The sequence below is a fragment of the Streptomyces sp. NPDC001920 genome, from assembly GCF_053594495.1.
Genome location: NZ_JBSFEP010000009.1, coordinates 186,410 through 212,098 on the forward strand (window position 1 = coordinate 186,410; position 25,689 = coordinate 212,098).

The following is a 25,689-nucleotide window of genomic DNA, read 5'->3' on the forward strand; positions in this document are numbered from 1 at the left end:
GGAACCCAAGTGAGCGACAACCAACTGCGGATCGTCTGGATCTACCCGGACCTGCTCAGCACCTACGGCGACCAGGGCAACGTCCTCGTCGTGGAGCGCCGTGCCCGGCAGCGCGGCCTCGACGTGGCCCGGCTCGACGTGCGCAGCGACCAGCCGATCCCGACCTCCGGTGACATCTACCTGATCGGCGGCGGTGAGGACCGTCCGCAGCGGCTGGCGGCCGAGCGGCTGCGCCGGGACGGCGGCCTGCAGCGGGCCGTCGAGAACGGGGCGATCGTGTTCTCGGTGTGCGCGGGCTACCAGATCCTCGGACACGAGTTCATCAACGACCTCGGCCAGCGTGAGCCCGGCCTCGGGCTGATCGACGTGGTGTCCGTGCGAGGGGAAGGGGCCCGGTGCGTCGGTGACGTCCTCGGCGACATCGACCCGCGCCTCGGTCTGCCCCCGCTGACCGGCTTCGAGAACCACCAGGGCGTCACCCACCTCGGCCCCACCGCCCGCCCCTTCGCGCAGGTCCGCTTCGGCAACGGCAACGGCACGGGCGACGGCACGGAGGGCGCGTACAACGACACCGTCTTCGGCACGTACATGCACGGCCCGGTGCTCGCGCGGAACCCGCTGATCGCCGATCTGCTGCTGAAGCTGGCCCTCGATGTGAACGCGCTGCCGCCGACCGACGACCGCTGGTACGAGGCTCTGCGCGACGAGCGCATCGCGGCGGCGCAGCAGCCCGCGTGAACGCCGTCGGGCAGCGCTCTGCCCGACGGCTCGTGGGCCGCGTTCCAGCCTGCGGGAGGCAGCCCGTCTGACGCCCCGTCCGCACAGGTGAGCGGGGCCGTCCAGCAGGCGGACGCATGGTTCGGCCCCGCCCCCCGATGCCGCTAGGGTGGCGGGGATTCGAGCCGGACAGCGCGGTCCGGTCCCGGCCCACGTTGAGAAGGTTTATTCGGGCTATGCGCATTGGTGTCCTCACGTCCGGCGGCGACTGCCCCGGCCTGAACGCCGTCATCCGGTCCGTCGTGCACCGCGCCGTCGTGGACCACGGCGACGAGGTCATCGGCTTCCGGGACGGCTGGAAGGGCCTCCTGGAGTGCGACTACCTCAAGCTCGACCTCGACGCGGTGGGCGGCATCCTCGCCCGCGGCGGCACGATCCTCGGGTCCTCCCGGGTCCAGCCCTCCCATCTGCGCGACGGCGTGGAGCGGGCCAAGGGGCATGTCGAGGAACTCGGCCTCGACGCGATCATCCCGATCGGTGGCGAGGGCACGCTGAAGGCGGCCCGGCTGATGTCGGACAGTGGTCTGCCCGTCGTGGGTGTGCCGAAGACCATCGACAACGACATCGCCGTCACCGACGTCACCTTCGGTTTCGACACGGCGGTGACCGTGGCGACCGAGGCCCTGGACCGGCTCAAGACCACCGCCGAGTCCCATCAGCGGGTCCTGGTCGTCGAGGTCATGGGCCGGCACACCGGCTGGATCGCGCTGCACTCCGGCATGGCGGCCGGCGCGCACGCCATCGTCGTACCGGAGCGGCCCTTCGACATCGAGGAGCTCTCCCGGCGGGTCGGTGAGCGGTTCGACGCGGGCAAGCGGTTCGCGATCGTCGTCGCCGCGGAGGGGGCCAAGCCGGCGCCCGGCACGATGGCCTTCGACGAGGGCGGCAAGGACATCTACGGGCACGAGCGCTTCGCCGGGATCGCGCGCCAGCTGTCGATCGAGCTGGAGCAGCGGCTCGGCAAGGAGGCGCGGCCGGTCATCCTGGGGCACGTGCAGCGGGGCGGTACGCCCACCGCGTACGACCGGGTGCTCGCCACGCGGTTCGGGTGGCACGCGGTGGAGGCCGTGCACCGCGGGGAGTTCGGCCACATGACGGCCCTGCGGGGGACCGACATCGTGATGGTGCCGCTGGCGGAGGCCGTCGAGACGCTGAAGACGGTTCCCGTGGAGCGCTACGCAGAGGCCGAGTGCGTCCTGTAGAGCACGTCCTACGGCACTGACGAGTCTGCCCCCGGCCGCGGCTGCGGTCGGGGGCAGTTCTAGTCTGTGTGCGGACAGACTTGCACAACCCCCACGAATCAGGAGCCGTCGGAATGGATCACAGCGGGCACGGCACGATGATGGATCTGCCGCCGTTCACGCTGGGGCGGGGTCTTCAGTGGTCGGCCGACCCGTTCTTCCTCGTCGCCTGCCTGGTCGGGCTCGCGCTGTACGCGTGGGGGGTCGTGCGGCTGCGGCGGCGCGGGGACAGGTGGCCCGTGGGGCGGACCGTCTCCTACGTCGTCGGCGTGCTGTCCGTGATGCTCGTCATGTGCACCGGGCTGAACGACTACGGCATGGTCATGTTCAGCGTGCACATGGTGCAGCACATGGTGATCAGCATGCTCTCGCCGATCCTGGTCCTGCTCGGGGCGCCGATCACGCTGGCGCTGCGGGCGCTGCCGCCCGCCGGGCGGGGTCGCAAGGGGCCCCGGGAGTGGCTGCTGGCCCTGCTGCACAGCCGGTACATGCGGATCATCACGCACCCCGCGTTCACCATCCCGCTGTTCATCGCCAGCCTCTACGCCCTGTACTTCACTCCGCTGTTCGACTTCCTGATGGGGTCCAAGACGGGGCACATCGCGATGATGGTGCACTTCCTGGCGGTGGGTGTGGTGTTCTTCTGGCCGATCATCGGCGTGGATCCGGGACCGCACCGGCCCGGGTACCTGATGCGGATGCTGGAGCTGTTCGCGGGCATGCCGTTCCACGCGTTCTTCGGCATCGCGTTGATGATGGCGTCGGAGCCGATGGTCGAGACGTTCAAGAACCCGCCCGCCTCGCTCGGCATCGACGCGCTCTCCGACCAGAACGCGGCCGGCGGCATCGCCTGGGCGTTCAGTGAGATTCCGTCCGTACTGGTGCTGATCGCACTGCTGTTCCAGTGGTACGGCTCGGAACAGCGGCAGGCCAGGCGGAAGGACCGGGCCGCGGACCGGGACGGTGACAAGGAACTGGAGGCGTACAACGCCTATTTGGCCTCATTGAACGCACGCGGGAACTGAGGAAACCGGAAGGCTTCGCCTTTCAGTAGCATGAAGCGCGTCGGGGGAACCGCCGGGGGGAGCGGTAATGGCGCTTCGTATGTGTGTGCACAGGGCCGGGAAATCGGCGATTCCGAGGATCGCCGTCCTGCTGGTATTCGTTCTGACGCTCAGCGGGTGCGACCGGGACATGCCGTTGTCCGTGGTGAAGGCGGTGACGGCGGGGGTTCCCTCGCTCGCACCCTTCTTCGACGAGGGCCAGGGGCTGGGACGGGACGCGCGGGTGCCGGCGCGGGCAGCGCCCGGCGGTCTTCAGCAAGGTGACACCCCTGGTCTGTACGGGGGGTCCGCGCAGCCGACGATCTGTGACGTCGAACGGCTGGAGCAGTTCCTCACCGATCCCGCCCAGGAGCCGAAAGCGCGGGCGTGGGCGGCCGCCCTCTCGATCGGCACGGCCCGGATCCCGGATTATCTGGATCGCCTCACACCTGTTCTGCTGCGTCACGACACCCTCGTGAAGAATCACGACTACAAAAAGGGAAAGTCCGTCCCCTTCGACGCTCTGCTGCAGGCCGGAATCGCGATTCTCGTGGACGAGAAGGGCCTGCCCGCCGTGAAGTGCTCGTGCGGAAATCCGCTGCGGCCCTTCGAGGGGGAGATGACTCGTACAAAGGTCGAGTTCGACGACCGCAATGCGGAGTGGAAAGGGTACGAGAAGTCGTCGGTGGTGGCCGTACGGCCCGCAGCGCGCAAAGTGGGGCAGCTGGCCCTCGTCGACGTCCATGAACCCGACAGGGGCATCAACCGGCCGGTCGGCACCACGGGGCGGGAGGACGGCACGTTCGACACGCGCGAGCGGCGGGCGGTGCCCGATGTCGCCGGGACGACGTTCGGCAGGGCGAGCAGCAGGCTGTCCGGAGAGGGCCTGGCGGTCGCCTTCGACGGCGGCGGACTGCCGCCGGACGACGCCTGGGTCACGGCGTCGGATCCGCCCGCCGGGACCGAGCTGCGGTTCGGCGAGTACGTGACGCTGAGCGTGGCCGAGTCGACCACCGGTGGCTCCTCCGAGGAGGCGCCGTCCACTCCCCCGGGCTCGGCGACCACCTCGGCGCCGCCGCCTTCATCCCCCTCACCCGAAGGTTCCGGATCCGACGGTCCCGGCGGCGCCGGCAGGCCCCCGTCCCCTGCCCCGCCGTCCCCGGCGTCGCCCACCTCCGAACTGCCTACGGGCCCCACAACACCCCCGACGACCAAGGACCCCACGACCGGCTCGCCGCCCCCACCCCCGCCCGCGACCAGCTCACCGCCCCGGACCACCGGCTCACCCCCGACCGGCGTCCCGGTCACCAGCGGCGCGCCACCACCGGAGACCGGCGCGCCCGCCACCTCCGCACCGCAGTCCAGCGCGCCCGCCACCTCCGCACCGGCGACCGGCGCGCCGCCGTCCACCGGCGCGCCCACCGCGAGCACGGCCTAGGTTGTGTCCGCAGAACCCGGGAGTCACGGGATGTCTTCAGGAACACCGACGTCGGGAGTGGGCCGGGTCATCGCCGGCCGTTATCTGCTGCTGAACCGCCTCGGCAGCGGCGGCATGGGCCACGTCTGGCTGGCCCACGACCGCAGACTCGTCTGTGAGGTCGCCCTCAAGGAGATCGTCTTCCGTGATCCGGCCGAGGCCGACGAGCGTGAGGCCCGGGTGGCCCGGGCCCGCGCCGAGGCCCGGCACGCGGCCGGGCTGCGCGGCCATCCGCATGTGGTGACCGTGCACGACGTGCTGGAGCACGAGGGTCTGCCGTGGATCGTCATGGAGTACGTCGAAGGCGCGGTCAACCTCCGTGACCTGGTCGACCGGCACGGCCCGCAGGCACCCGCCGAATGCGCCGGCATCGGGCTCGCCGTGCTCGACGCGCTGACCGCCGGGCACGAGCGGGGCATCATGCACCGGGACGTGAAACCGGCGAACATCCTGCTGGCGCCGGACCGCACGGGCGCGCCGCACGGCCGGGTGCTGCTCACCGACTACGGCATCTCGGTGCAGCCGGACGCCGGCGAGACGCGCTACACGCTGGCGTCGGTCCTCGTGGGCACCGCGGGCTATCTGGCGCCCGAGCGGATCACGGGCGGAGCGCCCACACCGGCCGCCGACCTGTTCTCGCTGGGCTGCACGCTGTACTACGGCGTGGAGGGCCGGGGGCCCTTCGACCGGGAGTCCCCTCTGGCCGAGCTGACCGCGGTGGTCACGGAGGAGCCCCGGCCGGCGTCACGGGCCGGTGCCCTGGGGCCGGTCCTGGAGGCGCTGCTGGAGAAGGATCCCGTACGGCGGATGCCGGCGGCGCAGGCGGAGGCGGCGCTGTCGAGGATCGTCACGCCGGAGGTCGACGCGCACGCGCGGACCCAGACCGACCTCGGCTCACAGCCGCACTGGGAGGGGACGCCACCGGGACCGCCGCCGGGCCCGGCCGGATCCGGCAGCCCCGGGGTGCCGGAGCGGCCCGGCCAGGGCTTCCACCCTCCGGCCGGTCCTTCCCCCGGGCGGGGTTTCGGTCCCCCGTACGGGCAGCCCGGAGTCCCCGAGCGTCCCGGTCCCGACGGGACCTCCGCCCGCCCCCGAGTCCGGCACGCGGCCCTCGCCGGGCTCCTCGGGCTGGTGGTCGCGGCCACGGGTGTGTGGTACGCCGTGGCGCGGCACCCGGACACGTACGCGACGGCACGGCCGTACGGGGACACCGTCGGACTCGGCGCCGCCCTGGAGGACGGCGACTGCGTGCTCGCCGACTGGCCCGCGGGGGACCCCTTCCGGGGCACGCCCCGGTTGACTCTGGATCCCAGCTGCGGGGAGAAGGCCCCCGACGGCCAGGTGATGGCGTTCGTGCCGGCCGTGTCCGCCGCCGAGGCACGTGAGAAGGGGCCCGCGGCGTGCGAGGAGCGGACGGCGGCGATCCGCGGCAGGCTCGCGGACGTCCGGGGCTTCGCCGTCGTACCGACCGAGGCGGGGTTCGGGCGGGCCGGGCGGCGCACCGCCTGTCTGGTGCTGGGCGCGCACGGGCCGGTGTACGGCCCGTTGGGCGAGTACCGCGAGCCCGGGGCGGCCTTCGCGGACACGGCGACGATGCAGCGCCGGGACTGCCTGGACGTCCGCTCCCGGCGGGACGCGCGCCTGGTGTCCTGTGCGGGCCCGCACGACGAGCAGGTGCTCGGGTTCACCCGGTTGGGAGAGGACGTCACGCCGGCCGAGGCACGCACCGAGTCGGACACGGCGTGTGCCCGGGACGTTCCACCGCGTGACTACGGATTCGATCCGTCCGTGTACGCGGCCGGGTCCTGGACGAGCGAGGGTGCCTGGAAGTCGGGCACACATTTCGTCGTGTGCACCGTACGGAAGCAGAACGGGGGCACCATGGAGGGGGACGAACCTTAGGAGGGTGTTGCGATGCCCGGATCTGCGGACGGTTCTACGAAGGCGATGGGGGCGCTCACCGTCGGCGGCCTCGTCGTGGTGACGGCCTACACGGTGGCGCTCGGGAGCAATGGCTGGCTGTGGTTCGGGTGGGTGGTGCTGGGGCTGATCACGCTGGGGATGGTCGTCAGCCGCGGCACCTGAGCCTCATTCCTGGGTGAGCCGCCCCGCGGAGTGCACGCCCGGCTGGTACTTCGGCAGCCGGGCTGTGATCTTCATGCCCGCTCCCGGGGCGGTCTCGATGACGAGGCCGTAGTCGTCGCCGTAGACCTGCCGCAGCCGGTCGTCGACGTTGGACAGCCCGATGCCACCGGACGGGCTGACCTCGCCGGCGAGGATGCGGCGCAGCACCGCGGGGTCCATGCCGGCGCCGTCGTCCTCGATGACGACGAGGGCCTCGGCGCCCGCGTCCTGCGCGGTGATGCTGATGTGGCTCTTGCCGGCGGCGGACACCGCCTTGCCCTCCAGGCCGTGCTTGACGGCGTTCTCGACCAACGGCTGCAGGCACAGGAAGGGCAGCGTGACCGGCAGCACCTCGGGGGCGATCTGGAGGGTGACGGACAGGCGGTCGCCGAAGCGTGCCCGCACCAGCGCCAGGTAGTGGTCGATGGCGTGGAGTTCGTCGGCGAGGGTGGTGAAGTCACCGTGCCGGCGGAACGAGTAGCGGGTGAAGTCGGCGAATTCGAGGAGCAGTTCGCGGGCGCGTTCGGGGTCGGTGCGCACGAAGCTCGCGATCACCGCGAGCGAGTTGAAGATGAAGTGCGGGGAGATCTGGGCACGCAGGGCCTTGATCTCGGCCTCGATCAGGCGGGTGCGGGACCGGTCGAGGTCGGCCAGCTCCAGCTGCACGGACACCCAGCGGGCCACCTCGCCGGCCGCCCGCACCAGCACCGCCGACTCACGGGGCGCGCAGGCGACGAGCGCGCCGTGGACCCGGTCGTCGACGGTGAGCGGGGCGACGACCGCCCAGCGCACCGGGCAGTCGGGGGTGTCGCAGGCGAGCGGGAAGGCCTCGCCGCGACCCGACTCCAAGGGGCCGGCGAGGAGTTCCATGATCTCCGTACGGTGGTGACCGCCCACCCCGTCCCAGACCAGGACGTTCTCCTGGTCCGTGAGGCACAGCGCTTCCGTGCCGAGCAGCGAGCGCAGCCGGCGGGCCGACTTGCGGGCGGTCTCCTCCGTGAGGCCGGCGCGCAGCGGGGGCGCGGCGAGGGAGGCCGTGTGCAGGGTCTCGAAGGTGGCGTGCTCGACCGGGGTGCCGAGGCCGCCGAGGTTCTGCGGGCGGGCGGTGCGCCGGCCGAGCCAGAAGCCGGCGGCGAGCAGCGGGAGGACCGCCACGCACAGGCCCGCGATGAAACCGCTCATCCGCTCACCACCACGTGTCGTCCGACGAGAGGTCCCGTCATCCCTTCACCTCCGCCCGCAGGTCCTCCGGCAGATGGAAGCGGGCCAGGATCGCCGCCGTCCCGGGCGGCACCCGGCCCGGGGTGGCCAGCGACACCAGCACCATGGTGAGGAAGCCCAGCGGCACCGACCAGAGCGCGGGCCAGGCGAGCAGCGCGTGCAGCGTGCCGGAGCCGGGCAGGCCCGCCATGGTCCCCGCGACGGCGAGCAGCGCCGAGCCGCCGCCCACCAGCATCCCGGCGGCGGCGCCGGGCGGGGTCAGCCGCCGCCACCAGATGCCGAGGACGAGCAGCGGGCAGAAGGAGGACGCCGACACGGCGAAGGCGAGGCCCACCGCGTCGGCGACCGGGAGCCCGCCGACCAGGACGCTCGCGGCGAGCGGGACGGCCATGGCGAGGACCGTGCCGAGCCGGAAGTGCCGTACGCCTCGGGACGGAAGCACGTCCTGGGTGAGCACGCCCGCGACGGCCATGGTCAGGCCGGACGCGGTGGACAGGAACGCGGCGAAGGCGCCGCCCGCGATCAGGGCGCCGAGGAGGTCGCCGCCGAGGCCGCCGATCACGCGGTGCGGCAGGAGGAGTACGGCGGCGTCCGCGTCGCCGCTGAGGGTCAGTTCGGGGGCGTAGAGGCGGCCGAGGGCGCCGTAGACCGGGGGCAGCAGGTAGAAGGCGCCGATCAGGCCGAGGACGGCGACGGTGGTGCGGCGGGCGGCGACGCCGTGCGGGCTGGTGTAGAAGCGGACGACGACGTGCGGCAGGCCCATGGTGCCGAGGAAGGTGGCGAGGATCAGGCCGTACGTGGCGTACAGCGGCCGTTCGCCGCGGCTCTCGGCCTGCGAGGGCGACAGGTCGCCGCCCGTTCCGTGGTCGCGGTCGGGGACGTCGGCGCCCTTGGCGAAGGTGAGACGGGTGCCGTCCTCGACGCGGTGGGTGCCGGCGGGGAGCCGGAGCAGGTCCTCGTCGTGGGTGCGGCCGTCGACGACGCCGCTGACGGTGACGGTCAGGGGCCGGTGGAGTCTGAGGTCCAGGGTGTCGTCGACGCGGACGACGCTGCGTTCACGGAAGGTCGCGGGTTCGTCGAAGGCACGGCTGGGGGCGCCGTCGCCCTGCCAGGCGAGGATCAGGAAGAGGGCGGGGACCAGCAGGGCCGTGAGTTTGAGCCAGTACTGGAAGGCCTGTACGAAGGTGATGCTGCGCATGCCGCCGGCGGCGACGATGGCGACCACGACGACGGCGACGATCACTCCGCCGAGTCCGTCGGGCGCGCCCGTCAGCACGGTCAGTGTCAGGCCGGCGCCCTGCAGCTGCGGCAGCAGGTACAGCCAGCCGGTGCCGACGACGAAGGCGCCCGCAAGCCGCCGTACGGCCTGTGAGGACAGCCGGGCCTCGGCGAAGTCGGGCAGCGTGTAGGCACCCGAGCGACGCAGCGGGGCGGCGACGAACAGCAGCAGGACCAGGTATCCGGCGGCGTATCCGACCGGGTACCAGAGCATGTCCGGGCCCTGGACGAGGACCAGGCCCGCGATGCCGAGGAAGGAGGCCGCGGAGAGGTACTCGCCGCTGATCGCGGCCGCGTTGAGGCGGGGGCCGACGGTGCGGGAGGCGACGTAGAAGTCGGACGTGGTGCGGGAGATGCGCAGGCCGAAGGCGCCGACGAGGACGGTGGCCAGGACGACGAGGGCGACGGCGGGGACGGCGTAGCTGGAGTTCACGGCCGCATCGGTTCCTGGTCTCGGCTTCCTGGTTCGGGTTCTCGGCTCGGGTTCTGCTCAGCGGTCCTCGACGAGCCGGACGAAGTCCCGTTCGTTGCGCTCGGCGCGGCGCACGAACCAGCGGGCCAGCAGGACGAGCGGGGCGTACAGGCCGAATCCGAGGACCGCCCATTGCAGGTGGCGGGCGTGCGGCATCGCGGCGAAGAGCAGGGGCAGGGGGCCGACGAGCAGACCGAGGACGGCGAGGACGGCGAGGGCGGTGCGCAGCTGGGTGCGCATCAGGGAGCGGACGTAGGTGTGGCCGAGGGTGGTCTGCTCGTCGATCTCGGTGCGCGGGCGGTAGTAGCCGGAGACCCGGCGGGTGCGCCGGGGTGGTCCGGTGACGACGACACGGCGTTCGGCGGGGCTGGGGGGCATCGTCAGGTCCTCCTCATGAGCAGGTCCCGCAGCTCGCGCGCGTGCCGGCGGCTGACCTGGAGTTCCTCGGAGCCGACCATGACGCTGACGGTGCCCGCGTCCAGGCGGAGTTCGCCGATGTGGCGCAGGGCGACGAGGTGGCGGCGGTGGATGCGGACGAAGCCGCGGGCACGCCAGCGGTCCTCCAGGGTCGACAGGGGGATGCGGACGAGGTGACTGCCCCGGTCGGTGTGCAGGCGGGCGTAGTCGCCCTGGGCCTCGACGTGCGTGATGTCGTCGACGGCGACGAAGCGGGTCACTCCGCCGAGCTCCACGGGTATCTGGTCGGGGTCGGGCTCGCTCACGGGTATGCGGGGCGCGCTGCCGCGCAGTTCGCCGACCCGGCGTACGGCTTCGGCCAGGCGTTCCTTGCGGACCGGCTTGAGGACGTAGTCGACGGCCTTGAGGTCGAACGCCTGCACGGCGAAGTCCTCGTGGGCGGTGACGAACACGATCAGGGGAGGTCTCGCGAAGCCGGTGAGCAGCCGGGCCAGGTCGAGGCCGTCCAGGCCGGGCATGTTGATGTCGAGGAAGACGACGTCGATCGCCTCGGGCCCGCCCGGACCGGACTCCAGGGCGCGGTTGATCCGGCGCAACGCCTCGGTCGCGTCACCGGCGCCCTCGGCGCTGCCGATGCGGGGGTCCGCCTTCAGCAGGTAGAGGAGCTCCTCCAGCGAGGGGCGTTCGTCGTCGACAGCCAGGGCGCGCAGCATGAACCCGGAGTGTAGGAGCAATTCGCACGCCTGCACACGTGCGGACGCATCGGCGTTCGCGCTGGATACAGTGCCGCCATGAACAGCAGGCCCGCGCCCTTCGACGAGCTGGACCGGAAGATCATCACCGCGTTGATGGCCAATGCCAGGACGAGTTTCGCGGAGATCGGCGCGGCCGTCGGGCTGTCCTCGACGGCGGTCAAGCGGCGGGTGGACCGGTTGCGTGAGACGGGCGTGATCACCGGGTTCACGGCCACGGTCAAGCCGTCGGCGCTGGGCTGGCGCACGGAGGCGTATGTCGAGGTGTACTGCGAGGGCGCGGCGCCGCCGCGGCGGCTCGCGGAGGTGGTGCGCAACCATCCGGAGATCACCGCGGCCATGACGGTGACCGGCGGCGCGGACGCGCTGCTGCACGTGCGGGCGCGGGACGTGGAGCACTTCGAGGAGGTGCTGGAACGGATCCGCGTCGAGCCGTTCATCCGCAAGACGATCAGTGTGATGGTGCTGTCCCATCTGCTGCCGGAGAGCCCGGAGGCGGGCGCGAGCCAGCCGGCACCGGAGTAAACCTTTCGCGGCGCAGCAGGGCTGCGTCTGCCGAAGAAACTACGCAGCATTCCTGCGCGGACACGCAATATTTTTTCCTTGTCGGTCGTCTCCGGCACTTCCTACTTTGGTGTCAACCCACAGTCGACATTTCGAGGAAGCGGAGGAACCCCTCTGTGTCCGACTCCCGTGTGCCGCGCCGGCGGCGGTATCTCGTCTGCGAACCCAGACACTTCGCCGTGCAGTACGCGATCAACCCCTGGATGCATCCCGACGCCCCGGTGGACGTCGACCTCGCCCAGGAGCAGTGGCAGGCACTGATCCACGCCTACCGCACCCACGGCCACACCGTCGACACGGTGGAGCCTGCCCCCGGCCTGCCGGACATGGTGTTCGCGGCGAACTCGGCGGTCGTCGTGGACGGCCGGGTCTTCGGTTCGCTCTTCCACGCGCCGGAGCGGCGCCCCGAGTCCACGCACTACGACACCTGGTTCAAGACGGCCGGCTTCGACGTCTACCGTCCCGAGGCCGTGTGCGAGGGCGAGGGAGATCTGGTCTGGACCGGCCGCTACGTACTGGCCGGCACCGGGTTCCGTACCACCCGTGAGGCGCATCGCGAGGTGCAGGAGTTCTTCGGGCATCCGGTGATCAGCCTGACGCTGGTGGACCCGCGCTTCTACCACCTGGACACGGCGCTGTTCGTCCTGGACGACGACAACATCGCGTACTACCCGGAGGCGTTCTCGCCGGGCAGCCGTGAGGTGCTGGCACGGCTGTACCCGCACGCGGTGCTCGCCACCCGTGACGACGCGATGGCATTCGGCCTGAACTCGGTGTCCGACGGCCGCCACGTCTTCATCGCCCCGCAGGCCGAGGCGCTCACCTCCGCGCTCGCCGACCGCGGCTACGTCCCCGTCCCCGTCGACCTGTCGGAGTTCCGCAAGGCCGGCGGCGGCATCAAGTGCTGTACCCAGGAGATCCGCTGATGACCGCTCCCGTCACCGCCCGCTCGTCCGCCGACCTGATCCGCTCCGAGGAGCCGGTCCTGGCGCACAACTACCACCCGCTGCCCGTGGTCGTCGCCCGCGCCGAGGGCACGTGGGTGGAGGACGTGGAGGGCCGCCGCTACCTCGACATGCTGGCCGGTTACTCGGCACTGAACTTCGGCCACCGCCACCCCGCGCTCATCGAGGCGGCGCACCGCCAGCTGGACCGGCTGACCCTGACGTCCCGCGCGTTCCACAACGACCGCCTCGCCGAGTTCGCCGAGCGGCTGGCCGCTCTGACCGGCCTCGACATGGTGCTGCCGATGAACACGGGCGCCGAGGCGGTCGAGTCCGGCATCAAGGTGGCCCGCAAGTGGGCGTACGAGGTGAAGGGCGTCCCGGCCGATCAGGCGACGATCGTGGTCGCCGCGGAGAACTTCCACGGCCGTACGACGACGATCGTGTCGTTCTCCACGGACGAGACGGCGCGGCAGGGCTTCGGTCCCTTCACGCCGGGCTTCCGGATCGTGCCGTACAACGACCTGGCGGCACTCGAGGCGGCCGTCGACGAGACGACGGCGGCGGTGCTTCTGGAGCCGATCCAGGGCGAGGCGGGCGTCCTCATCCCCGGCGACGGCTATCTCGCCGGCGTGCGGGAGCTGACCCGGCGCAAGGGCTGCCTGTTCATCGCGGACGAGATCCAGTCCGGCCTCGGGCGTACGGGCCGTACGCTCGCCGTCGAGCACGACGGGGTCGTCCCGGACATGCTCCTGCTGGGCAAGGCGCTGGGCGGCGGCATCGTGCCGGTGTCGGCGGTGGTGGCCCGCCGTGACGTCCTCGGCGTGCTGCGGCCGGGTGAGCACGGCTCGACGTTCGGCGGCAACCCGCTGGCCGCCGCGGTCGGCACGGCGGTGGTCGACCTGCTGGAGACCGGTGAGTTCCAGCGCCGGGCCGCCGAGCTGGGCCTGGTCCTGCGGGGCGGCCTGTCGGCGCTGGTCGGCAAGGGCGTCGTCGGCTTCCGCGCGCGCGGGCTGTGGGCGGGCGTGGACATCGACCCGGAGTTCGGCACCGGCCGCGAGCTCGGGGAGCGCCTCCTGCGCGAGGGCGTCCTGGTCAAGGACACCCACGGCTCCACCATCCGACTGGCCCCGCCCCTGACGATCACGACGGAGGAGCTGACAGGGGCACTGGGCGCCCTGGAGAAGGTCCTGACGTAACCGACGTAACCACCCATCAGGACCGAGCAGCCCGGCTCCCGTCTCGGGGGCCGGGCTGCAGGGGTGGGTTGCCGGGGTGGATTGCGGGGGTGGGTTGCGGGGGCGGGGCCGGGTCGCGCTGGTGGAGGCGGGCCGGGTCGCGGTGGCTGAGGCGGATGGGGGACGAACCGAGCCCCGGTCGCTGCGGACAGGCCGGCTGAGCGCCCCGGAGCAGACCGGGCACCGGCCGCCGGCCACGGACCGGACCGGGTACCGGGACCGGCCCGGCCGGGTACCGGGACCGGCCCGAGCCGGACGCCGGAAGCAGACCCGGTCCCGGCCGCCGGCCACGGACCAGGGTGGCGAGGCACCGGAAACACCCCGAGGGCGGGACGCGAGCGCCGCCCGCCGTCGCGGGGAACGGGCCCCGGCGTCGCGCTGCCCTCTGTGGAGCAACCCCTCCCGGCCCCCGCGAAGAGGCGGGGGCGACCGGAAGGGTGAAGATGGGGACAAGAGGTGGTAGACCGCTCTCAGCGACAGAGAGGTCGGCCGTGGGCACACACGAGGAGCAGGGCGTTGCCCGGCAGGGGTACGACGTGGCGGACGCCGCGCCCCTGCTGCTCGACGCGCAGGGTCTGGTGACGGGGTGGACCAGGGACGCGCACCGGCTGCTGGCGTACCCGGCCTCGGAGGTGGTGGGTCGGAGTATCGCCGAGCTCTTCGACGCCGAGGACGCGCGGCGGGTGCCGGAGCTGATGGAGCGGTGCCGCAGGGAGGGGGGCTGGGCGGGGCTGCTGACGGCCGTGCACAAGGGCGGCTCCCTGGTCAGGCTGATGGTGCGGATCACGTCCGCCAGTGACGCCGAGGGGTTCTCGCGCTGGCTCGTGCTGCTGTCCGAGCTGGCGGACGCACCGGGTTGGGACATGAGCCGCGCCGTACTGGAGCAGATGGTCGCCCGCTCCCCCGTGGGCATAGCGATCGTCGACACGGACCTGCGCTTCGTCTGGTCGAACGCCGCCCTGTCCCAGTTCGGCGGCGGCCCACCGAGCCGTCGCCTCGGGCTACGGCTCGCCGACATCCAGCCCGGCCTGGACTTCCGCTCCATCGAGGCGCAGATGCGGCGGGTGCTGACGACCGGCGAACCGATCGTCGGCTACGAGCACATCGGCCACGCACGCTCAGCCCCCCTGCGCGAGACCGCCCACATGATGTCGTTCACCCGGCTCGACGACGGCCAGGGACACCCCATGGGCGTGTACTACACGGTGGAGGACATCTCCGACCGGCACCGCAGCCGGGAGCGCCTGGCCCTGCTCGACCGGGCCGGCCAGCACATCGGCCGCACCCTCGACATCACCCGCACCGCCCAGGAACTGGCGGACGTGGCCGTACCCGGGCTCGCGGACCTGGTCACCGTGGACCTGCTGGAGTCGGTGCTGCGCGGCGGGGAGCCGGCCGCCGGACCGCTGAGCGGCACGGACCCTGTGCCCCTGCGCCGCGCGGCACAGCGGTCGGTCACCGAGCGGGTTCCGGAGGCCGTCGTCGCCGTCGGCGAGCTCGTCGCGTATCCGGCGGGGTCGCCGCCGATCCGGTGCCTCAGGACGGCCGAGGCCTGGCGGGAGGAGCGGCTCGATCCGCTGGGCGAGGCGTGGTCCGAGCACGCGCACGGTGGACAGGCCGCCATCTTCCTGGAGCTGGGCCTGCACAGCGTCATGATCGTGCCGATCCGCGCCCGGGGCGTCACCCTGGGCCTGACGACCTTCTTCCGGCGGCACCGCCAGGAACCCTTCGAACAGGACGACCTGAACCTGGCCGAGGACCTCGTCTCCCGCGCCGCCGTCTGTGTCGACAACGCCCGCCGCTACACCCGCGAACGCGACGCCGCCCTGGTCCTGCAGCGCAGCCTGCTGCCGCACCGGCTGCCCGAGCAGGACGCCCTGGAGGTGGTCGCCTGCTACCGGCCGGCCGACGAGCTGACCGGCCTCGGCGGCGACTGGTACGACGTCATCCCGCTGTCGGGTGCCCGTGTCGCCCTGGTGGTGGGTGAGGTGCCCGGCCACGGCATCGACGCCGCCGCGGCGATGGGCCGGCTGCGTACCGCCGTACGGACTCTCGCGGCGCTGGACCTCCCGCCGGAGGAGGTGCTGGCCCACCTCGACGACCTGGTCGCGCAACTGGCCCGTGAGGAGGGTGCCGAGTCGGCCGGGGAGGAGGCCGCCGTGACCGGGTCCGTGGGTTCGGGGTGTGTGTACGTCGTCTACGACCCGGTCGACGGGCAGTGCACCATGGCGGCGGCGGGCCATCCGGCGCCGGCCGTCGTGCTGCCCGACGGCACCGCCACCTTCGTGGACCTTCCGCAGGGACCGCCGCTCGGCGCGGGCGGCCCGCCCTTCGAGTCGGTCGAGCTGGTCCTGGCCGCCGGCAGCACGCTCGCCCTGCACACCGACGGGCTGCTGGCGCGCGGTGACACCTGGGCCGTCGACGCCGACCGGGATCGGCTGCGGCAAGCGCTGGAGCGGCACGCGGCCTCCCTCGACCTGCGCTGCCGGGCCGTGGTCGACGCGCTGGTGCCGGACCGCCCGCACGACGACGTGGCCCTGCTGATGGCCCGCACCCGGCTCCTGGGCATCGAGCAGGTCGCCGACTGGGACCTGCCCTCCGACCCGGCAGCCGTCGCCGACGCGCGCAAGACGGCCACCCGGCAGCTGACCGAGTGGGGGCTGGACGACCTGGCCTTCACCACGGAACTGGTCGTCAGCGAACTGGTCACCAACGCGATCAGGTACGCGACCGGCCCCATCCGGCTGCGTCTGATCAGGGAGCGCGCTCTGATCTGCGAGGTGTTCGACGGCGGTGCGACCGCCCCGCACCTGCGTCATCCGCGCACCACCGACGAGGGCGGCCGCGGGCTGCTGCTGGTCTCCCAGTTCACCCAGCGGTGGGGCACCCGCTTCGTACCCGAGGGGAAGATCATCTGGGCCCAGCAGTCCCTGACCGGCGCTCCGCCCTGACCTGCCGTCCGGGCGCACATGTAGTACATCGGTACATACGCCACAGAGCGTGGGAAACTGGTCGGGTCCTGGTAGTGAGGCGAAGCCATGGAAGACAAGGCGATCGACTACGAGGCGGTGTTCCAGGCGCTGCCCGGCATGGTCGCGCTGCTGACCCCGGACCTGTTCTACGCCGACGCCAACGAGGACTTCCAGCGTCTGTCCGGGCGTGCCCGCGAACAACTGGTGGGCCGGTACATCTTCGACGTCTTCCCGGACAATCCCAACGATCCCAACGCCACCGGCATGAGCGACGTCCGGGCGTCGATGCTCCGCGTGGTGGCCACGGGTGAGCGCGACGCCATGGCACTGCAGCGCTACGACGTCGAGGACGCCGCCCGTCCCGGCCACTGGGAGGAGCGCTACTGGAGCCCGATCAACGCGCCCGTCCAGGGCCCGGACGGGCGGGTGGCGTTCATCCTGCACCGGGTGGAGGAGGTCACCGAGCTCATCCGGCTGCGCGGTGGCGCGGGCACGGACTCCCGGGCGCGGGTCCTGGAGGCCGAGTTGTACACCCGCGCCCGCGAGTTGCAGGAGCTGAACGAGCGACTGCGGCTGGCGCACGCCCGCGAACGCGAGGTGGCCCTGGCCCTGCAGGAGGCGATGCTGCCCGCCCGACGGCAGGTGGGCAACCACCGGGCGGCGGTGCGCTACCGGCCCGCCGTCGGCGCGCTGAACGTGTGCGGCGACTGGTACGACCTGATCGACCTGGTGGGCGGCAACCGCATCGGGGTCTCCGTGGGCGACGTGGTCGGGCACGGGCTCCCGGCCGCCGGCGTCATGGGTCAGCTGCGCAGCGCGCTCAGCGCCACCTCCCGCGTCGCCGACGGCCCGGCCCAGGCGCTCGACGTCCTGGGGCGGTACGCCCACGTGGTCGACGGCGCCGAATCGGCCACCGCGGTCACGACGTTCATCGACTGCGACGCGCACACCATCACCTACAGCAGCGCCGGTCACCCGCCGCCGCTGCTGGTGCACGCCGACGGCAGCGTGGAACTCCTGGACATGGCCACCGATCCCCCGCTGGACGCCCGCCCCGACCCGAGGCCGAGACCGCAGGCCGCCACCACGTACTCCGACGGTGCCACGCTCGTGCTGTACACGGACGGCCTGATCGAACGCCGCCGCGAGGACATCGACGCCGGCCTCGACCGCCTCGCCGACGCCCTCGTCCGCCATCGCACCGCCGATCCCGAGACCCTCGCCGACGCCGTTCTGCTGGAGCTGCTGCCGCCGGGCGGTGCGACCGACGACACGGCGCTGATCATCGTGCGGCTGTGATGAACGAGCAGACGCCACGACTCGCCGCAAGGGCGGGCCGCCTGCCACCCGGTGACCGTGATCACGCCAAACCCCGCCGTCCGGTTGCCGCACACCGATCGCCGACACCAGGCTGGTCGGGCGGTCCTCCCCATCCGCAAGCGACGCCGTCCACCGGGCTACTGACGTCTCGTCAGGAAGACCGGCTCTGGTCGGCATCCGTCCGATCCGACCCGGTTCCGGCCTGTCACCCCAGTGCCTACACTGGCAGCCCCACGGCACGCTGGTTGACCTGCCAGAACTCGGCGGCCCGAGTCCACCCGCCGGAGTGAGGAGCGACCCTCTTGTTCTACTACGTTCTGAAATACGTGTTGTTGGGGCCTCTGCTGAAACTGTTCTTCCGCCCGCGAATAGAAGGTCTTGAGCACGTGCCGGACTCGGGTGCCGCGATCATCGCCGGCAACCACCTGTCGTTCTCCGACCACTTCCTGATGCCGGCCATGCTGAAGCGACGCATCACGTTCCTGGCGAAGAAGGAGTACTTCACGGGCCCCGGCCTCAAGGGACGCCTGACCGCAGCGTTCTTCCGCAGCGCCGGCCAGATCCCGGTCGACCGCACCGGCAAGGAGGCCGGCCAGGCGGCGATCCGCGAGGGGCTCGGGGTCCTGCGCAAGGACGAGCTCCTCGGCATCTACCCGGAGGGCACCCGCTCGCACGACGGCCGGCTCTACAAGGGCAAGGTCGGCGTCGCGGTGATGGCGCTCAAGGCCGGGGTCCCGGTCATCCCCTGCGCGATGATCGGCACCTTCGAGGCGCAGCCACCGGGCAAGGTCATCCCGAACATCCACCCGGTCACCATCCGCTTCGGCAAACCCCTCGACTTCTCCCGGTACGCCGGCATGGAGAACGAGAAGGCGATCCTGCGCGCCGTGACCGACGAGATCATGTACGCCATCCTGACGCTGTCCGAGCAGGAGTACGTCGACCAGTACGCGGCCGTCGCCAAGGCCGAGGAGGCCGCAGCCAAGGCGTCCATGGAGAAGGAGCGCAAGTTCCCGCGGCTGCCCATCCGTTGAGGGGTGCCGCTCGGCCGGGCCCGGCTCAGCCGACCGACTCCAGCGCCTCGTCGAGCAGCCCGCGCAGCCGCAGCGCGTCCGCCGCCACGGCACTCACCAGGGCGGCGGGCCCGGCGAGCGGCATCACGGCGGCGTTCTCCCCCAGCATCCGCGCCTTCACCGGATGGTCGGCGAACTCCGGTCGTACGACGACGAGTTGACCGACGGCCCGGAGCCCGCCGAGCCCCGCGGGCCCGTCCCAGCCACCCGGCGCGCCGGGCCCGCAGGCGACCTCCTGATCGAGCACCGGCCGGTCCGCGACACGCACCCGGATCCGGCTCCCGAGCCGTCCCGGCTCCTCCCCCACCCGCCCGAGCACCTGCTCCTCACGCAACACGAGCCGCCCGGTCGCGGCCACGTCGACCTGGGTGGTGACCCGCAGGTCGCTGCCCCGCGCGGAGATCAACTGCTCGGGAAGCCAGTGCAGTTCGGCTCCGTCGGCCACGGTCAGCCATACGTCGTACCGGGCCTCGTTCTTGCTCTGCCCCGGCAGCGCGATGGTCGCCGCGGCCGATCCGACGCGCAGCCGGGCGCCCGCCGCCACCTCGGCCTCGACGGTGAAGTGGTCGCCACCGAGGGGTCCGCTCATGGCGCCGACGAGCACGACCCGTGCTTCGGCGGCGCTGCCCCGGGTGCGTCTGAGAGCCAGCGGCCCGTCGCTGTCGAGGACGGGAAGGGCCGTGCCGCCCCGCCCGTCGTCCCGGGCGACGATCCGCGCGACGGCCCGTACGCCACCGGTCACGGTCACGCCGTCCACGCGGCGAGCCGCGCCCGCACCCAGCGGGCCACGTCCGCCACTTGCGTCTCGCTCCTGAGCGACTGGAACACGACCGGCAGCTCGGCGCGCTGCGCCTTGGCGTCGGCCGCCATCCGCGCCAGGTCGGAGCCGACGTACGGCGCGAGGTCGGTCTTGTTGATCACGAGCAGATCGGCGGTGGTCACCCCCGGCCCGCCCTTGCGCGGGATGTCGTCGCCGCCGGCCACGTCGATCACGAAGATCTGCGCGTCGACGAGCCCCTTGGAGAAGGTGGCGGTGAGGTTGTCCCCGCCGGACTCGACCAGGATGAGGTCGAGGGGACCGACCTCGTCCTCCAGGTCCTCGACGGCTTCGAGGTTCGCGGAGATGTCGTCCCGGATCGCCGTGTGCGGGCAGGCCCCGGTCTCCACGGCCGTGATCCGCTCGGGCGGCAGCACGGCCTCGCGCAGCAGGAACTCGGCGTCCTCCCGCGTGTAGATGTCGTTCGTGACGACGGCGAGGGACAACTCCTCGCGCAGGGCACGGCAGAGCGCGGCGACGGTGGCCGTCTTGCCGGATCCGACGGGGCCCCCGAGACCGATGCGCAGGGCGCGGCGCGAGCCGTCGGGCCGGTGCGCGTCGGCGCTGACCGCGGCGGGCCCGTCATGGGAGTGGTCGAGATGCATGGGCGGCTCCTTCGGTGTGGGACGTGCGGTGAGTCGAGTGGCGGGGTGTACTACGAGGCGAACAGCCGCACCGGCCAGGCCGCGTGCGCCTCCGCCCCGATCTCCAGCAACGGCCCCGAGGCGGCGGGCAGTTGGTCGGCTCCACCGAGGATGACGCCTCGGGCCGCCTCCATCGCGCGGTCCGCGACCCGGTCCGTCTCCGGCCCCAGCCGGGCCAGTACGGCGGTCGCGTCGAAGGGATCGAGGCTCAGCAGCCGTACCACCGCGCTCGCCGCCCCGCTCACGCTCTCGTACGCCGCGCAGTGCGCGGCGTCGACCGCCCCCAGCCCGGCGGCCCGGGCCACGACTCCGAGCACCACCGGCTGGTGCGCGCCCTTGGGGAACCGGCGAGCCAGGTCGTCCAGTTCCTGCGACGGCCAGGTGGCCCGAGCGGCCCGCATCAGCTGCCGCCCCAGCTTCCGGGCGACCGACCGCAACGCGGGTGACGGCGTGCGCGCGTCGGCCGCCTCGTCCAGGGCCACCGCGTCGGCCCCGAGCGCCGCCGCCGCGGCGAGCGAGGCAGCGACCAGTCCCGCCGTGTGCAGCCGGCCCCGGCAGAAGTCCTCCAGGTCGGCGGCCCCGGTGATGCGCCCCGCCTTGACGGCCGCCTCGGCCCCGCCGGAGTGCGCGTGGCCTCCGGCGGGAAAGCGGCCGTCGGCGAGGACGAGAAGTGCTGCCCGTGACATGGATCCCGCCGTCAGAAGAGGAAGTACCGCTGGGCCATGGGCAGTTCGTCGGCCGGACTCGCCTCGACGAGCTCTCCGTCGATGTGCACGGCGAAGCTGTCGGGATCGACCCGTACGTCGGGCCGCGCGTCGTTCTGCCGCATGTCGGCCTTGGTGACCCCACGCGTCGACTCGATGGCCATGAACCGCTTCCCGAGCTGGAGCCGCTCCGGCAGCCCGTCCTCGATCGCCAGCGGGGCGACGAAGTTGACGGAGTTGGCGGCCGGTGCCCGCCCGATCGCCCCGTACATCGGCCGGGGCAGGATCGGCTGAGGCGTCGGGATCGAGGCGTTGGCGTCGCCCATCTGCGCGTACGCGATCTGGCCGCCCTTGATGACGAGCTGCGGCTTGACCCCGAAGAACGCCGGTTCCCACAGCACCAGGTCGGCCAGCTTCCCGCTCTCCACCGACCCGATCTCCCGGGCCAGGCCCTGGGCGAGCGCCGGGTTGATCGTGTACTTGGCGACGTAGCGGCGCACCCGCTGGTTGTCGGCCCGCCCGTCGCCGGGCAGGGCGCCGCGGCGCCGCTTCATGACATGGGCCGTCTGCCAGGTCCGCATGACGACCTCACCGACACGTCCCATGGCCTGCGAGTCGGACGAGATGATCGAGATCGCGCCCAGGTCGTGCAGGACGTCCTCCGCGCCGATGGTCGAGGGCCGGATCCGCGACTCGGCGAAGGCGAGGTCCTCCGGCACCGCGGGGTTGAGGTGGTGGCAGACCATCAGCATGTCGAGGTGTTCCTCGGCGGTGTTGACGGTGAACGGCCGCGTCGGGTTCGTCGAGCTCGGCAGCACGTGCGGCTCGGAGACGACGGTCATGATGTCCGGTGCGTGCCCGCCGCCGGCGCCCTCGGTGTGGTACGCGTGAATGCCGCGGCCCGCGATCGCGGCGAGCGTGTCGCCGACGAATCCGGCCTCGTTGAGCGTGTCCGTGTGGATCGCGACCTGGATGCCGGTCTGTTCGGCGACGGTGAGCGAGGCGTCGATGACGGCCGGGGTCGAGCCCCAGTCCTCGTGCAGCTTCAGGCCGAGCGCGCCGCCGCGGATCTGCGACAGCATCGCCTCGTGGGAGACGGTGTTGCCCTTGCCGAGGAACCCGATGTTGAGCGGGTACTGCTCCATCGCCTCCAGCATCCGCGCCAGATGCCACGGGCCGGGCGTCACGGTCGTCGCCTTCGAGCCCTCGGCCGGTCCGGTGCCGCCGCCCACCAGTGTCGTGATGCCCGCCGCCAGCGCCTCGTCGGCGATCTGGGGGCAGATGAAGTGGACGTGCGCGTCGATGGCGCCGGCGGTGAGGATGCGTCCGTTGCCGGCGATGATCTCGGTCTCGGGGCCGATGACGAGGTCCGGGTGCACCCCGTCCATCGTGTCGGGGTTGCCCGCCTTGCCGATGCCGGTGATCCGGCCGTCGCGGATGCCGACGTCGGCCTTGACGATGCCCCAGTGGTCGATGATCACGACGCCGGTGACAACGGTGTCGGGGGTGCCGTCCGCGCGCGTGGCACGCGACTGGCCCATGGACTCGCGGATGACCTTGCCGCCGCCGAACACCGCCTCGTCCCCGGCGAGTCCGGGCCCGCCGGAACGGTCCTCCTCGATCTCGACCAGCAGATCGGTGTCGGCGAGCCGGATGCGGTCACCGGTGGTCGGTCCGAACAGGTCGGCGTACGCGGCACGGGAGATCTCAGGCATCGAGGGCACCTCCGGTCTCGCCACGCAGTCCGGGCACGACGCGGGCACCGGTGAGCGGGACGAGTTCGACGTCGACGGGGATCCCGGGCTCGAAGCGCACGGCGGTGCCGGCTGCGATGTTGAGCCGCTTGCCGCGGGCCGCGGCGCGGTCGAAGTCCAGTCCGGGGTTGGCCTCGGCGAAGTGGTAGTGAGAGCCGACCTGGACCGGCCGGTCGGCGGCGTTGAGGACGGTGAGGCGGGTGGCGTCGCGGCCCGTGTTGTAGGCGATCGGGCCGTCGGCGAAGAGGATCTCTCCGGGAATCATCGAGGCCCCTCAGACGATCGGGTCATGGACGGTGACCAGCTTGGTGCCGTCCGGGAAGGTCGCCTCGACCTGGACGTCGTGGATCATCTCCGGGACACCCTCCATGACGTCGTCCCGGGTGAGCAGCTTGCGTCCGGAGGACATCAGCTCGGCGACGCTGCGGCCGTCCCGCGCGCCTTCGAGGATGTGCGAGGTGATCAGGGCGACCGCTTCGGGGTGGTTCAGCTTGAGCCCGCGGGCCCGGCGCTTGTCGGCCACGTCGGCCGCCACGTGGATGAGCAGCCTCTCTTGCTCGTGCGGGGTCAGTTGCACGTCCCACCTCACAGTCCTCGCTCCGGACCGTGCGGGGTCCGGTTGCCGCGGCCACGGGGCAAAGTGCCTGGTGGCGTGGATGGGCAGGCTAGTTGGACCGCGTTTCGGGCAAGTTAACCGAGCTGTGATCCCCGCAGGGCCCCGGCTCCGCGGCCCGCATTCCCGTCAGGGCCCGCAGGCCGTCCTGGAGGACCTCGACCGGCGCCGGCCCGAACAGGGCCTGCTGGGCGATGAACCCCTGCACGGTGGCGATCATGGTGCGCGCCACATGGTCGGCGGGGATGTCCGGCGGCATCATCCCGGCGTCCTGGTAGGCCTCGACGGCCCTGACCCACGCCTCGCGCAGGGTCGTGTAGACGTCCGCCAGGACAAGGGCCAGTTCCTTGTTCCGCACGGTCTCCGCCCAGACCTGGATGACCAGCGGCGGGAAGACCGATCCCCCGTCGTCGCCGAGGGCCGAGTAGACGCCGAGCGTGCGACCGAGGACCGCTGTGACCAGGAGCTCCGGCGGCGGGGGCGGGCTCTGCCGGGCGACCTCCTCGAAGGACGCGCGCACCTCGCCGAGCACGTCCTTCACGATCGCCGCGATCAGTTCGTCCTTGCCGCTGAAGTAGCGGTACACCGCTCCGGCGGAGAGGTCGACCTCCTTCAGCACGTCCTGCATGGAGGTGGCGTGGAAGCCGTTGCGGGCGAAGAGGCGCGCGGCGCCGTCGAGGATCTGCCGGCGGCGGGCGTCGAGGTGTTCCTGGGATACGCGGGCCATGGTCACATGGTAAAACGAACATTCCTTCTTGACAAGCGAAGATCCGGCGAGCACGGTGGAGCCGTTGGTAAAACGAACAATCCTTCTTTTTGGAGTCGTGACCATGTCGTCCACCCACTCCGCCCCAGCACCCGGCAGCACCGGACACCGGCACCTGATCGCGGTGGTCGTGCTCGTCCCCGTCCTCGCCGCACTCGCCCTGTGGGCGTTCGCCTGGCCCGCGGCCCGCACCGCCCCCCGCGACCTGCCGCTCGGAGTGGCCGGCCCGGACACCGCGGCGACCCGGGTGGAGCACCGGCTCGCCCAGCGCGACGGCACCTTCGAGATCCACCGCTACGCCGACGAGGCCGCCGCCCGGGAGGCCATAGCGGACCGGACCGTGTACGGCGCGGTCGTCGCGACCCCCGAGGGCCCGAAGCTGCTGACCGCGTCGGCCGCGAGCCCGGCCGTCGCCCAGCTGCTCCAGCAGGCGGTGGCTCAGCGGGCCGCGGCCGAGGGGACCCCGGTCGAGACGGTCGACGTCGTGCCCGCCCCCGAGAGCGACCCGCGCGGCGCGGCCCTGACGTCCAGCGTGCTGCCGCTCGCCCTGGCCGGTATCGCGGCGGGCGCGGCGGTGACCCTGCTCGGGCTGCGCGGGATGCGTGCGATGAGCGCCCTGCTCGGCGCCGCGGCCCTGATCGGCGTGATCACGACCGCCCTGGCGCACAGCTGGCTGGAGGTCCTCACCGGAAACTGGTGGGCGGAGGCCGGGGTGCTCGCACTGACGTCCCTGGCGGTGAGCGCCGGCGTCGCGGGGCTCGCCGCGCTTGTCGGTCCCGCGGGCGCGGGGATCGCGGCGGGCGTCGTCATGCTGTTCGGAAACCCCTTCTCCGGGGCCGCCTCGGCCCCGCAGCTCCTGCCCGAGCCGGCCGGCACGATCGGCCAGTGGCTGCCGCCGGGCGCGGGTACGAGCCTGCTGCGGTCGGTGGCCTTCTTCGACGGCGCGGCGGCGATGGGCCCGGTCCTGACACTCATCTGGTGGGCTGCGCTGGGCCTGGGCGCCGTCCTGCTGGGGAGCGCGCTCAAGGCACGCGAGAAGAGCGCCGCACCAGCGGGCGAGAGGGAGATGGCCGCTGTCGGCTGACGCTCCGGCCGCACCCGAACGACCGTGCACCCCGCCGCAGCGGACGGGGGCACGGTCTTTCTTCGTCTTGAGGGGTGCGAGGACCGCCCTACGAGGAACCCGGCCCGCGATGCTCGGCCGCGATTCCGAACCGCTGCCGTTCGCGGGGAGCGGAGGCCACCTCGCGGACGCCGGAGACGGTGCTGACCACATGCTCCCCGGCCAGGTCCGCGGGCTCCCCGAGTTTCTCGAGCCGTTCGAGGTCAGAGGCGGAGACGAGGGCGACGAGGGGCTTTCCGTGGCGGGTCACGACGACGCGCTCACCGCCGTACACCACGCGATTGATCAGTTCGGCGAGCTCAGCCCTGGCTTGCGTCACCGGAATCTCGTAGGCCATGCTCCCCACATTACGTCA

Annotated in this window: 25 protein-coding genes; 13 read left to right on the forward strand and 12 right to left on the reverse strand. The window is 72.3% G+C overall.

What is annotated here, in order from left to right; translation table 11 throughout:
* Window positions 1–9: 9 nt before the first annotated feature.
* From ACWCPI_RS17330 to ACWCPI_RS17355, 6 genes are all read left to right on the forward strand, one after another.
* Window positions 10–738, forward strand: a complete 729-nt coding sequence (locus ACWCPI_RS17330) for a type 1 glutamine amidotransferase (protein WP_388794298.1) — start codon at window positions 10–12, stop codon at window positions 736–738.
* Between the two features lie 215 nt (window positions 739–953).
* Window positions 954–1,979 carry a 6-phosphofructokinase gene (locus tag ACWCPI_RS17335; RefSeq protein WP_451038913.1) on the forward strand — a complete coding sequence of 342 codons (1,026 nt, stop codon included), beginning with the start codon at window positions 954–956 and terminating at the stop codon, window positions 1,977–1,979.
* A 113-nt stretch (window positions 1,980–2,092) separates the two neighbouring features.
* Complete coding sequence (locus tag ACWCPI_RS17340; RefSeq protein WP_451038914.1) at window positions 2,093–3,043, forward strand: cytochrome c oxidase assembly protein; 951 nt, start codon at window positions 2,093–2,095, stop codon at window positions 3,041–3,043.
* Window positions 3,044–3,110: 67 nt separating this feature from the next.
* Complete coding sequence (locus ACWCPI_RS17345) at window positions 3,111–4,499, forward strand: DUF6777 domain-containing protein (protein ID WP_451038915.1); 1,389 nt, start codon at window positions 3,111–3,113, stop codon at window positions 4,497–4,499.
* A gap of 30 nt (window positions 4,500–4,529) precedes the next feature.
* A complete protein-coding gene (locus ACWCPI_RS17350; RefSeq protein ID WP_451038916.1) occupies window positions 4,530–6,440 on the forward strand; it encodes a protein kinase domain-containing protein in 1,911 nt (636 codons plus the stop codon).
* Between the two features lie 45 nt (window positions 6,441–6,485).
* Window positions 6,486–6,623, forward strand: coding sequence for a hypothetical protein (locus ACWCPI_RS17355; RefSeq protein ID WP_019759840.1), 138 nt, complete (start codon window positions 6,486–6,488; stop codon window positions 6,621–6,623).
* 3 nt (window positions 6,624–6,626) lie between these two features.
* On the opposite strand, the gene ACWCPI_RS17360 is transcribed toward ACWCPI_RS17355, so the two are convergent.
* The 4 genes from ACWCPI_RS17360 to ACWCPI_RS17375 are packed head-to-tail and all read right to left on the reverse strand — an operon-like array spanning window position 6,627 to window position 10,763.
* The gene (locus ACWCPI_RS17360) at window positions 6,627–7,844 is read right to left on the reverse strand and encodes a sensor histidine kinase (RefSeq protein WP_451038917.1); all 1,218 of its coding nucleotides are present in this window, start codon (window positions 7,842–7,844) and stop codon (window positions 6,627–6,629) included.
* Window positions 7,845–7,881: 37 nt separating this feature from the next.
* The gene (locus ACWCPI_RS17365; RefSeq protein ID WP_451038918.1) at window positions 7,882–9,594 is read right to left on the reverse strand and encodes a sodium/solute symporter; all 1,713 of its coding nucleotides are present in this window, start codon (window positions 9,592–9,594) and stop codon (window positions 7,882–7,884) included.
* A gap of 57 nt (window positions 9,595–9,651) precedes the next feature.
* Window positions 9,652–10,011, reverse strand: a complete 360-nt coding sequence (locus ACWCPI_RS17370; RefSeq protein WP_451038919.1) for a hypothetical protein — start codon at window positions 10,009–10,011, stop codon at window positions 9,652–9,654.
* A 2-nt stretch (window positions 10,012–10,013) separates the two neighbouring features.
* Complete coding sequence (locus tag ACWCPI_RS17375) at window positions 10,014–10,763, reverse strand: LytR/AlgR family response regulator transcription factor (RefSeq protein ID WP_451038920.1); 750 nt, start codon at window positions 10,761–10,763, stop codon at window positions 10,014–10,016.
* Between the two features lie 78 nt (window positions 10,764–10,841).
* Here ACWCPI_RS17375 and ACWCPI_RS17380 point away from each other — a divergent pair, with 78 nt between their 5' ends.
* From ACWCPI_RS17380 to ACWCPI_RS17405, 6 genes are all read left to right on the forward strand, one after another.
* Window positions 10,842–11,327: an Lrp/AsnC family transcriptional regulator gene (locus ACWCPI_RS17380; RefSeq protein ID WP_356577169.1), complete on the forward strand. Its 486-nt coding sequence runs from the start codon at window positions 10,842–10,844 to the stop codon at window positions 11,325–11,327.
* A 155-nt stretch (window positions 11,328–11,482) separates the two neighbouring features.
* On the forward strand, window positions 11,483–12,292 hold the full coding sequence (gene ddaH / locus ACWCPI_RS17385; protein WP_388794269.1) for a dimethylargininase: 810 nt from the start codon (window positions 11,483–11,485) through the stop codon (window positions 12,290–12,292).
* Window positions 12,292–13,509, forward strand: coding sequence for an ornithine--oxo-acid transaminase (gene rocD, locus ACWCPI_RS17390; protein WP_451038921.1), 1,218 nt, complete (start codon window positions 12,292–12,294; stop codon window positions 13,507–13,509). The genes ddaH and rocD overlap by 1 nt, the downstream gene beginning before the upstream one ends.
* Before the next feature lie 530 nt (window positions 13,510–14,039).
* Window positions 14,040–16,499 carry a SpoIIE family protein phosphatase gene (locus ACWCPI_RS17395; protein ID WP_451038922.1) on the forward strand — a complete coding sequence of 820 codons (2,460 nt, stop codon included), beginning with the start codon at window positions 14,040–14,042 and terminating at the stop codon, window positions 16,497–16,499.
* Between the two features lie 87 nt (window positions 16,500–16,586).
* Window positions 16,587–17,819, forward strand: a complete 1,233-nt coding sequence (locus tag ACWCPI_RS17400; protein WP_451038923.1) for a PP2C family protein-serine/threonine phosphatase — start codon at window positions 16,587–16,589, stop codon at window positions 17,817–17,819.
* A gap of 323 nt (window positions 17,820–18,142) precedes the next feature.
* Window positions 18,143–18,874: a lysophospholipid acyltransferase family protein gene (locus ACWCPI_RS17405; RefSeq protein WP_451038924.1), complete on the forward strand. Its 732-nt coding sequence runs from the start codon at window positions 18,143–18,145 to the stop codon at window positions 18,872–18,874.
* A 25-nt stretch (window positions 18,875–18,899) separates the two neighbouring features.
* On the opposite strand, the gene ACWCPI_RS17410 is transcribed toward ACWCPI_RS17405, so the two are convergent.
* From ACWCPI_RS17410 to ACWCPI_RS17440, 7 genes are all read right to left on the reverse strand, one after another.
* Window positions 18,900–19,670 carry an urease accessory protein UreD gene (locus ACWCPI_RS17410; RefSeq protein WP_451038925.1) on the reverse strand — a complete coding sequence of 257 codons (771 nt, stop codon included), beginning with the start codon at window positions 19,668–19,670 and terminating at the stop codon, window positions 18,900–18,902.
* The gene (gene ureG, locus ACWCPI_RS17415; protein WP_451038926.1) at window positions 19,658–20,335 is read right to left on the reverse strand and encodes an urease accessory protein UreG; all 678 of its coding nucleotides are present in this window, start codon (window positions 20,333–20,335) and stop codon (window positions 19,658–19,660) included. Before ureG ends, ACWCPI_RS17410 begins: the two co-directional genes overlap by 13 nt.
* Window positions 20,336–20,385: 50 nt before the next feature.
* Window positions 20,386–21,060, reverse strand: coding sequence for an urease accessory protein UreF (locus ACWCPI_RS17420; RefSeq protein ID WP_451038927.1), 675 nt, complete (start codon window positions 21,058–21,060; stop codon window positions 20,386–20,388).
* Window positions 21,061–21,071: 11 nt separating this feature from the next.
* Window positions 21,072–22,793, reverse strand: a complete 1,722-nt coding sequence (locus tag ACWCPI_RS17425; RefSeq protein WP_451038928.1) for an urease subunit alpha — start codon at window positions 22,791–22,793, stop codon at window positions 21,072–21,074.
* Window positions 22,786–23,097 (reverse strand): urease subunit beta, encoded by a 312-nt coding sequence (locus ACWCPI_RS17430; protein ID WP_451038929.1) that lies wholly within the window; start codon window positions 23,095–23,097, stop codon window positions 22,786–22,788. The genes ACWCPI_RS17425 and ACWCPI_RS17430 overlap by 8 nt, the downstream gene beginning before the upstream one ends.
* 9 nt (window positions 23,098–23,106) lie before the next feature.
* Window positions 23,107–23,409, reverse strand: a complete 303-nt coding sequence (locus ACWCPI_RS17435) for an urease subunit gamma (protein ID WP_019756640.1) — start codon at window positions 23,407–23,409, stop codon at window positions 23,107–23,109.
* Window positions 23,410–23,497: 88 nt separating this feature from the next.
* A complete protein-coding gene (locus ACWCPI_RS17440) occupies window positions 23,498–24,172 on the reverse strand; it encodes a TetR/AcrR family transcriptional regulator (RefSeq protein ID WP_451038930.1) in 675 nt (224 codons plus the stop codon).
* A gap of 103 nt (window positions 24,173–24,275) precedes the next feature.
* On the opposite strand from ACWCPI_RS17440, the gene ACWCPI_RS17445 reads away from it, so the two are divergent.
* Complete coding sequence (locus ACWCPI_RS17445; protein WP_451038931.1) at window positions 24,276–25,295, forward strand: ABC transporter permease; 1,020 nt, start codon at window positions 24,276–24,278, stop codon at window positions 25,293–25,295.
* Window positions 25,296–25,383: 88 nt separating this feature from the next.
* On the opposite strand, the gene ACWCPI_RS17450 is transcribed toward ACWCPI_RS17445, so the two are convergent.
* Window positions 25,384–25,671, reverse strand: coding sequence for a type II toxin-antitoxin system Phd/YefM family antitoxin (locus ACWCPI_RS17450; protein ID WP_451038932.1), 288 nt, complete (start codon window positions 25,669–25,671; stop codon window positions 25,384–25,386).
* Between the last annotated feature and the right edge of the window lie 18 nt (window positions 25,672–25,689).

What these genes read in the sequence shown, in the direction of transcription:
- ACWCPI_RS17445 (WP_451038931.1), top strand. Translation starts at nt 24,276, where the DNA reads ATGTCGTCCACCCACTCCGCCCCAGCACCCGGCAGCACCGGACACCGG.
- ACWCPI_RS17425 (WP_451038928.1), bottom strand. Translation starts at nt 22,793, where the DNA reads ATGCCTGAGATCTCCCGTGCCGCGTACGCCGACCTGTTCGGACCGACC.
- rocD (WP_451038921.1), top strand. Translation starts at nt 12,292, where the DNA reads ATGACCGCTCCCGTCACCGCCCGCTCGTCCGCCGACCTGATCCGCTCC.
- ACWCPI_RS17345 (WP_451038915.1), top strand. Translation starts at nt 3,111, where the DNA reads ATGGCGCTTCGTATGTGTGTGCACAGGGCCGGGAAATCGGCGATTCCG.
- ACWCPI_RS17360 (WP_451038917.1), bottom strand. Translation starts at nt 7,844, where the DNA reads ATGAGCGGTTTCATCGCGGGCCTGTGCGTGGCGGTCCTCCCGCTGCTC.
- ACWCPI_RS17350 (WP_451038916.1), top strand. Translation starts at nt 4,530, where the DNA reads ATGTCTTCAGGAACACCGACGTCGGGAGTGGGCCGGGTCATCGCCGGC.
- ACWCPI_RS17420 (WP_451038927.1), bottom strand. Translation starts at nt 21,060, where the DNA reads ATGTCACGGGCAGCACTTCTCGTCCTCGCCGACGGCCGCTTTCCCGCC.
- ACWCPI_RS17400 (WP_451038923.1), top strand. Translation starts at nt 16,587, where the DNA reads ATGGAAGACAAGGCGATCGACTACGAGGCGGTGTTCCAGGCGCTGCCC.
- ACWCPI_RS17450 (WP_451038932.1), bottom strand. Translation starts at nt 25,671, where the DNA reads ATGGCCTACGAGATTCCGGTGACGCAAGCCAGGGCTGAGCTCGCCGAA.
- ureG (WP_451038926.1), bottom strand. Translation starts at nt 20,335, where the DNA reads ATGCATCTCGACCACTCCCATGACGGGCCCGCCGCGGTCAGCGCCGAC.
- ACWCPI_RS17355 (WP_019759840.1), top strand. Translation starts at nt 6,486, where the DNA reads ATGGGGGCGCTCACCGTCGGCGGCCTCGTCGTGGTGACGGCCTACACG.
- ACWCPI_RS17440 (WP_451038930.1), bottom strand. Translation starts at nt 24,172, where the DNA reads ATGGCCCGCGTATCCCAGGAACACCTCGACGCCCGCCGCCGGCAGATC.
- ACWCPI_RS17370 (WP_451038919.1), bottom strand. Translation starts at nt 10,011, where the DNA reads ATGCCCCCCAGCCCCGCCGAACGCCGTGTCGTCGTCACCGGACCACCC.
- ACWCPI_RS17375 (WP_451038920.1), bottom strand. Translation starts at nt 10,763, where the DNA reads ATGCTGCGCGCCCTGGCTGTCGACGACGAACGCCCCTCGCTGGAGGAG.
- ACWCPI_RS17380 (WP_356577169.1), top strand. Translation starts at nt 10,842, where the DNA reads ATGAACAGCAGGCCCGCGCCCTTCGACGAGCTGGACCGGAAGATCATC.
- ACWCPI_RS17335 (WP_451038913.1), top strand. Translation starts at nt 954, where the DNA reads ATGCGCATTGGTGTCCTCACGTCCGGCGGCGACTGCCCCGGCCTGAAC.
- ACWCPI_RS17340 (WP_451038914.1), top strand. Translation starts at nt 2,093, where the DNA reads ATGGATCACAGCGGGCACGGCACGATGATGGATCTGCCGCCGTTCACG.
- ACWCPI_RS17430 (WP_451038929.1), bottom strand. Translation starts at nt 23,097, where the DNA reads ATGATTCCCGGAGAGATCCTCTTCGCCGACGGCCCGATCGCCTACAAC.